This is a genomic window from Planktosalinus sp. (assembly GCF_059864935.1).
Genome location: NZ_JCBCCK010000192.1, coordinates 1 through 8,330 on the forward strand (window position 1 = coordinate 1; position 8,330 = coordinate 8,330).

General features: G+C 39.7%; 7 protein-coding genes. 5 read left to right on the top strand and 2 right to left on the bottom strand.

What is annotated here, in order from left to right:
- The coding region (locus AC6F75_RS06930; RefSeq protein WP_500714232.1) for an endonuclease at positions 1-790 on the bottom strand (790 nt) is incomplete at its 3' end.
- A 91-nt stretch (positions 791-881) separates the two neighbouring features.
- Entirely contained in the window at positions 882-1,727 is an 846-nt protein-coding gene (locus tag AC6F75_RS06935) for a DUF2911 domain-containing protein (protein ID WP_500714233.1), read from the bottom strand.
- Positions 1,728-1,866: 139 nt separating this feature from the next.
- Here AC6F75_RS06935 and AC6F75_RS06940 point away from each other — a divergent pair, with 139 nt between their 5' ends.
- From AC6F75_RS06940 to AC6F75_RS06960, 5 genes are all read left to right on the top strand, one after another.
- Positions 1,867-2,334, top strand: a complete 468-nt coding sequence (locus AC6F75_RS06940) for an SRPBCC family protein (protein ID WP_500714234.1) — start codon at positions 1,867-1,869, stop codon at positions 2,332-2,334.
- Positions 2,335-2,336: 2 nt separating this feature from the next.
- Positions 2,337-3,641 (top strand): FAD-binding domain-containing protein, encoded by a 1,305-nt coding sequence (locus tag AC6F75_RS06945; protein ID WP_500714235.1) that lies wholly within the window; start codon positions 2,337-2,339, stop codon positions 3,639-3,641.
- Positions 3,642-3,783: 142 nt separating this feature from the next.
- On the top strand, positions 3,784-4,017 hold the full coding sequence (locus tag AC6F75_RS06950) for a (4Fe-4S)-binding protein (protein WP_500714237.1): 234 nt from the start codon (positions 3,784-3,786) through the stop codon (positions 4,015-4,017).
- A gap of 82 nt (positions 4,018-4,099) precedes the next feature.
- Positions 4,100-4,669, top strand: a complete 570-nt coding sequence (locus AC6F75_RS06955) for a tRNA (guanine-N1)-methyltransferase (protein WP_500714238.1) — start codon at positions 4,100-4,102, stop codon at positions 4,667-4,669.
- 110 nt (positions 4,670-4,779) lie between these two features.
- Positions 4,780-8,330: two-component regulator propeller domain-containing protein (locus AC6F75_RS06960; protein WP_500714239.1), on the top strand; the 3,551-nt coding region annotated here is incomplete at its 3' end.

An 8,330-nucleotide genomic window follows, 5' to 3' on the forward strand; every position in this document is an offset into this window, starting at 1 on the left:
AACGATCTTCAGCATCCGGACCATTCCAAATCATTGTAGCCAGATAAGGATTGTCTATAAAAGGATTTCTATTTCCTTGTTCGATTTCTATATGATTGTTGCGTTGAATTTCAAAGTCAGAAACTGGGTCTTCGGCATTCCAAATTAGAAAAATATCAGGCATATCACCCAATGGTGCATAATTGGTTGAACCTGCGCCCACAGATGTGGCTGCACATTGGGTGGGATAACGCAAATACATATACATCATCATTCGGGCAACATCGCCTTTCCATTCATCTCCGGGATAAAAATTTCCTGAAGCGGTAATGTATGACGCTGCTCCTGTTCCGGCCTCAAAAGGCCTGTTGCTTCTTATGGTGTTTCGTTGACTGTCTGCCGGACGTAATGCGTGAATATCAGCCCCGGCATTTGACGTGCCTAGGTTTGGAGTACCCAACGATCTTGGAAAAACGTGTTCCCTGTTCCACAAACCAATACATCCTGAAGTATGACAGGATAAATCCTTGTTTCTGCTTCTGACTGTAGAATACACCCCATCATTATCGTCGTAACCATAAACCAACAAAACATTTTGAGAATTCTGAGGATCAAGGTCTGAAATTTTCAATGCATTCCATACCTCGGGTGTATAGATCAGGTCAAGTGTATGGGTGTCGGTAATTAGCAAGGCAAGTTGGTCTTTTAAGTCTTCGCCATCTATTGAAAAATCAATTCCATCATAGTATTGCGGAATTTGTGCTAAACAAAAAAAAGGGAAAATGAGAAGTACTAGAAGGAATTGGCGCATAAACTTGGGGATTTGAGACGCCGCAATATAGTTAAAAACAAAAAACTCCCAAAATAACGGGAGTTTTTAATATTAATTAAGTGGTATGAGACTAATTAGCTCCCCACTCCTTTAATGAATCCTGATTCATTTTCACATAATCTTGGTTTCCTGCATTTTGAGCTGCTTCCAGTGATTGTCTTGCTGCAGCTATGGCCCCTTTTTTATCTCCTGCCCTTGCGTAGATGAGCGATTTATTGCGCAACTGCCAAAATGGTGGGTTTTCATTATCTGCCATGGCCTTGTCAATCCACTCCTTAGCTTTTTTGATGTCTTTGCCTTCATCATAGTAATACATCGCAGCTGTGTAATAATCTGCGGCAGACGGACCGCTCATTGCCCTTTCTATACTGGCCATTACAGCTTTGTCTGTCGGCACGGCAAAATTAATAGGAACCATAACTTTGTCCCAGACCAGAAACATTGTTGCACCTGCACTGGTCAAGTTTCCGATTTCAATCGTAAACGTTTCTTTAGCCATAGAGGTAACCACAGGAGTAACTGAAAAACGGGCTGCTACTTTACTTTTGTCCAACTCACGTGGAGCACCACTACCACCTGCATCGGTATAAAAAACGATATCCCATTGGTTTTGGTTAGGAATGGTCAACAGACCGTAAGTTCCTTTTTTCAATTCGTTGCCGTGAACCACCACATCGTTGCTGAAAGTGATTTTGGTTCGTGCATTTGCTCCTGTCCTCCATATTTTTCCATAAGGCACCAAATCACCAAAGATGGTCCGGCCTTTTATACTTGGCCTTGAATACTCAACAGTTACTTCGGTAAGACCCACTTCTGCTTCAATTTTTGAAAACGGACTGGCAGCAGGCGCAGTCACTTGTGCATAGGTGAATGCACAAACAAATAAAGCCGAAAATAATAGTGTAATTTTTTTCATTTTACATTGGTTTTTTAAAGTGTTATTAGTAGCGTCTAAGGTAAATATTTAACAAAGCATTTAGTGTTAATAAAAGCTTAAATAGAGTTTTTAAAAATCACTTTGTTTAATTTTGAATATTATCTGTTAAACAACAATAATGAAAATCTATACACTTCACGCGAAACAAAACTTACCCATTTCTTTGGACGAAGGCTGGGGGTTTTTGTCCAATCCGGGGAACCTGAAAACCATCACGCCAGATTATATGGGCTTCAATATTTTGTCCGGGGCAGACCGACCGATGTATCCGGGCCAGATTATTCAATACATCGTCACTCCAATTATGGGCATTAAAACCAAATGGATCACTGAAATTACCCATGTTAAAGACAAAGAATATTTTGTGGATGAACAACGGTTTGGACCTTATGTCTTGTGGCATCACAAGCATTTTATAAAGGAAATCTACGGTGGTGTTGAGATGGAAGACATTGTGGATTATAAGCTTCCCCTGGGAATTTTGGGCCAAATGGTACACCCCTTCATTGTCAAACCAAAACTCAACGAAATATTTGAATACAGAAGAAAAAAACTCATCGAACTTTTCGGTGAATACAAAAACTAAAGATGCAAAAAAAAGTAAACATTTTCTGGTTCCGAAGAGATTTACGATTGGATGACAACGTAGGTTTCTTTAAAGCCCTTAACGGAAAATATCCAGTATTGCCCATTTTTATTTTTGATACCGAAATCTTAGAACAACTCCCTAAAGACGATGCCCGAGTTACTTTCATTTACCACAACATTCAATCAATGCGTAAAAAACTTCAGGTTGCCTGTGGAAGTAGCATTGCAATTTATCATGGAAAACCTTTGGACGTTTTTGAACAAATCACAAATGAATTCAAAGTTCAAAATGTCATTACAAACCATGACTATGAACCCTATGCCATTAAAAGGGACCGGGAAATTGAAGTGTTTCTTTGCAATATTGACATAGGCTTTCAGACATATAAAGACCACGTGGTTTTTGAAAAAGACGAAATAGTCAAAGACGATGGTAAACCTTATCTGGTTTACACGCCTTATATGAAAAAATGGAAAGAAATGTTTAAAGAACATTCACTTAAAGTTTATAAAACCAAACCCCACTTAAAAAATTGTATCGAGCATTCCAGATTGCCCATAATTTCTTTGAGTGACATTGGTTTTGTAAGGTCAACAATAAAAGTGCCTGACTATGACCTCAGTAAAACGCTGATTCAGAATTATGAAAAAACCAGAAACTACCCTGCACAGGACGAAACCTCAAAGTTGGGCCCGCACCTGCGATTTGGAACGGTAGGGATTAGGCAGGTTGTAAAAAAGGCCGTAGCCGAAAAAAACGAGACCTTCTGGAATGAACTGATCTGGCGGGAGTTTTTTATGCAGATTTTATATCACTTTCCCGAAACCCAAACCGAGGCTTTCAAGAAAAAGTATGACCGCATTCAATGGAGCAACAACGAGACCGAATTTGAAAAATGGAAAACCGGAAACACAGGCTTTCCTCTGGTCGATGCCGGGATGAGACAACTCAATAAAACCGGCCGGATGCACAACCGTATGCGTATGCTCGTTGGGAGCTTCCTATGCAAACACCTCTTGATCGACTGGCGATGGGGAGAGGCCTATTTTGCTGAAAAGTTGATTGATTATGAAATGGCCTCCAATGTGGGCAACTGGCAATGGGTGGCCGGTTGTGGCGTGGATGCCGCACCTTATTTCAGGATTTTTAACCCCACAACCCAGATTGAAAAGTTTGACAAGGAAAAAACTTACATAAAAAGATGGATTCCTGAATTTGGTTCCAATACATATCCGGATGAAATGGTGAACCACAAAGAAGCCAGGGAACGCGCTCTAAGCACTTATAAAGAAGCATTGAGTTAAAAATAACATCCATTTATTCTATTAAATGTCTACACTTTATCGAAAAAAAAGTGTGTTATATCGATATTATTAATTTTTTATTATTTATTTGTTAATACTTAAGTCTTTTAATTGAATCCATAACCCCAATTTTTGAACCACTATGGAAACCTACGAAAATGAATTCACCAACGGTGAAATTACCGTTACTTACGACCCAAAAATTTGCATTCACGCAGAAAAATGCGCTCAGGGATTGTCTGATGTTTTTCGCACAACCGTAATTCCCTGGATTGATCTTGAAGGAGCTGAGACAAAAAAAATCGTGGCTCAAGTTAAAAAATGTCCGTCGGGTGCACTTCAATGTACTTATGTCAAGCAAAAAGTTGCGGTTTAATATCAAAAATTATACTTTTCACACAATTATTCCAATACAATTTTGTTGTATAGGGTATATTGTTTTTTAAATAAATCCCAAAATGTTTCAAAAAAATACTTTCCCCATTTTAATTCTTATTTTTATAACATCATTTGGATTTTCTCAAGCTGAAAACACCTTAGAGAACCAGTTTGATGAAGTATATAACCGTTCAAACAACTATCAGGAATTTAAAGTTGTAAAAAGAACCGATTTAAACAATCTTAAGCAGAGTACTCTGGATAGCATATCGGTTTATAAAACCGCCCTCGCCCAGATGCAAGGAGAGCTTGAGTCTCAACAAATCGAACTGGGACTTATCCAAACCCATTTAAAAGAAACCAACGAAAAGCTTTCAAAAACTGAACAACGGGAAAATGAAATTTCATTTTTAGGCTTTCAAACTTCAAAATTTGCTTACAATAGCATTGTTTGGACAATCATTATTGGCCTGACTGTTATTCTGTTCTTCTTTATTTATAAATTCAAAAACAGCAATGTAGTGACCCGTGACACAAAAAGAAAGCTTAACGAACTCGAAAAGGAATTTGAATTGCACCGTCATCGCACTTTGGAACGCGAGCAACAACTGAATCGAAAATTGCTTGATGAAATCAATAAAAACAAATAAGCTTTCGACAAAACATTCCTAATTAAAACATTTTTACTACATTAGATTCTTGTAATCAATAGTGGTATTGATTCATCCCCAACATTTACCTGTTTTCTAATAAAGACCGGATGAATCGTTTCCTGCCATACATACTTTTATTTTTACTGTTGTTGCCTTTTTTTGGGTTTACTCAGAACATCCGTTTCAAACACTTAAGTGTCAATGACGGTCTTTCACAAAATGCCGTTTTTGCCATCACCCAGGATAAGGACGGTTTTATGTGGTTTGGCACCCGGGACGGGCTCAACAGATATGACGGACAGAAAATTAAGCAGTACCACCACGACCCTAACAATCAAAACTCTCTGGATGACAATCATATTACAACCATGCATTCGGATGCAACCGGGAATTTATGGGTGGGAACCTTCCGGGGCAATTTAAACAGGTATGATGCTTCCAAAGATACTTTTGAAAGAATTGCGTTACCGCAACAGGATTATGTAGCTGCAAACGAGTCGGAAATCTTATCCATAATATCAGATCCCGTAGGAAATTTATGGATTGGCACCTTCAATAACGGCTTGTTTAAAGTACCGGTAAAAAATGATGTTTTAGAGGTATCGAAAACGGTTCACTACAAGGGTTCTGAAAATGACCGGAACGGTTTAGCAGACAATAAGGTAATGGCTATTCATGCGGAAGATGAACAAAATATATGGCTTGGCACAGACAACGGGCTTCACCGGCTCCATACGGAAAGTGGCCGGTTTACCCAATTTCAAATTGAAGTAAAAAGTCCGGAAACTCCGGAAACGGTCGGCGACTTTGCTGTTTTATCCATCATCAAGGGTGAAAAACAAAAACTCTGGCTGGGCACTAATTCCGGTCTGGTACTTTTTGATACCAAAACGTTGACTTATGAATTTTTCCCGCACCGCTATACTGTTTTCAGATATGGATGGGGCGCAATTACAGGAATCGTCAAAGATAAAAAAGGAAATTTATGGCTTGAAACCGCCGCTGAGCTCATGCAGTTTGACACACGTTCCAAAACCTATATTTCCCATAAGCACGACCCGTTTAATCCTCAAAGCTTGATTTTTAATACCATTTCAAGCATATTCATGGATCATACGGAACAGTTGTGGGTGGGAACCAACGGTATGGGCATCAGTATCTACGACCCAAAGTCCCATAGGTTTTCACTCATTGACAGGAAAAAGGAATCAAACTCCAGAATTGCCGGATTCAGCGTACGGTCGATATGCAAGGAGGCAGATCGGTATCTATGGATTGGAAGTGACGTCATATACCGTTTGGATCTGAAAACAAAAGACCTAAAAAGTTTTGAAAAAAGTTCTGACTCGCTCAAGGCTTTTGGAAATACGGGCGCCTGGAGCATGATAAGAGGATCTGACAACCTTATGTGGTTTGCCACTACAGAGGGGCTTTACAGTTATGACTCCGGTAAAGAAACGTATCGCTACTACACCCACGACCCTCAAAACCCTGACGGTTTGCTGCAAAAAAACGTGGCCATGGTATTTGAAGACAGCCGGAAAGATATATGGGTAATGGCTATAAATCATTTGTCTAAACTAACAGACAAAAAAGCCGGAAAGTTCGTGCACTACCGGTATAACTCCAGTCCGGAAAGCAACCGGGCCGTTCGGCTGGTAATTCACGAGATCAGTCCCGGAAACTTACTTATAGGCACCCAAACCGGCTTGCTGTTTTTTAATGAAAAAACCGGTGTCTTCACCAGAATGAGAAATGAGCCCGGAAACCCGGAAAGCCTTATTAATAACGAAATAAAATGCATTTCCAAAGACCCTGAAGACCCCGAAAATTTTCTTTGGATAGGAACATCAGGCGGGCTTTCGAAATTCAATATAAAAGAAAAAACATTTGAGACTTTTACAATAAGGGATGGGCTCCCCAACAATGTGATTTACGCTGTACTGCCGGACCATCTCAATAATTTATGGATCAGTACAAACAACGGGCTTTCAAAATTCAATCCCAGGGAAAAGACATTTCGCAATTTTGATGTACAAGATGGCCTGCAGAGCAATGAATTCAATACCGGGGCCTATTTCAAATCTCCGGAGGGCGAACTTTTCTTTGGGGGAATCAAAGGCATCACCCATTTTTTTCCGGAAATGATCAAGGAAAACCCCTACCCCCCAAATACTGCCATAACAAGTATTTTGGTTTCCCGAAAATCAAGTGAAGACAACCCCTATATCAATGAAAAGATCAACCCGAATAGCAGCGACGAACTTGAATTTTCAAACAAAGACAAAGTCATTACCTTTACATTTGCATCCCTGGATTTTTCATCCCCGAAAAAAAATCAGTATACCTACAAGCTGGAAGGGTTTAATGATACCTGGATTAAAAACAACCACCTTAATACAGCCTCGTTTACAAACCTTCCGCCCGGCAGCTACACCCTGCACGTCAAATCAAGCAACAATGATGGGGTGTGGAATGAACAGTGGGCTTCACTGCCCTTTAGGGTAAACCCCCACTGGAGCGGCACTTGGTGGGCTTATGGAGGCTATGCATTTTTGCTGTTAGTGTTACTGGCATTTATCAGGAAATATGAACTCAAACGCTTTCATATAAATAACCAGTTAAAGTTTGAGCGTGTAGAAACTGAGAGCCTTCGGGAGCTTGACCAACAAAAAACGCGGTTTTTTACCAATATCTCTCATGAATTCAGAACCCCCCTAACCATCATAAACGGACAAACCGAACAATTACTAAAGGATATTCAAAATCAAAACTCCCAAAAGAAACTACAGGATGTACAATATAATGCCACACGTTTGCTGGAACTTATCAACCAATTACTGGATGTGGCCAAACTGGAATCAGGTAAAATGAGCCTTCATAAAACGAGTATTGAATTGGTGTCTTTTTTACAGAACCTTTTCTTTTCATACGAATCCATTGCTAAAGAAAAAGACCTCAACATAACATTTCACACCCGGGAAAAGGAACTTTGGATAGAAACCGACCGCGAGCACCTTCAGAAAATTATTTCCAACATCCTGTCCAATGCCATTAAGTTTACACCACAAGGAGGGTACGTAGAATTGTACCTTAACAGGGACGATACAGGTGACGTTTCCATTAAAGTATCAGATACAGGCATTGGCATCCCTGAAAAAGATATCCCACACATCTTCAATCGCTTCTATCAGGTTGACCAAGCCGACACCCGTGCTTTTGAAGGAACCGGCATTGGTCTGGCACTTGCCAAAGAACTATCAGAAATCATGTCAGGGATTTTGACTGTTCAAAATAACACAAACAAACCCGGAACCACTTTTCAGTTAACCTTGCCAAAAGGAAACCCTGAAACAAACAAAGTTCAGGCAACAACTATTGAGTTTGATGAGCCTATAAAAGCTGAAGCCAACTTGAATGGAAAATCCAAACAGATTTTACCTGCCTTGTCCCAATTAATTTTACTGGTTGAAGACAACCGGCAAGTACGCTCTTTTCTTGCAGATCAATTAAAAGAAAACTATGAACTGATTGAAGCTGAAAATGGAAAGCAAGGCTATGAACTGGCACAAAAACATATACCGGATCTTATTCTTACCGATGTTATGATGCCGGTTTTAGACGGTTACAGCTTGGTCAAACAATTAAAAAATAATGA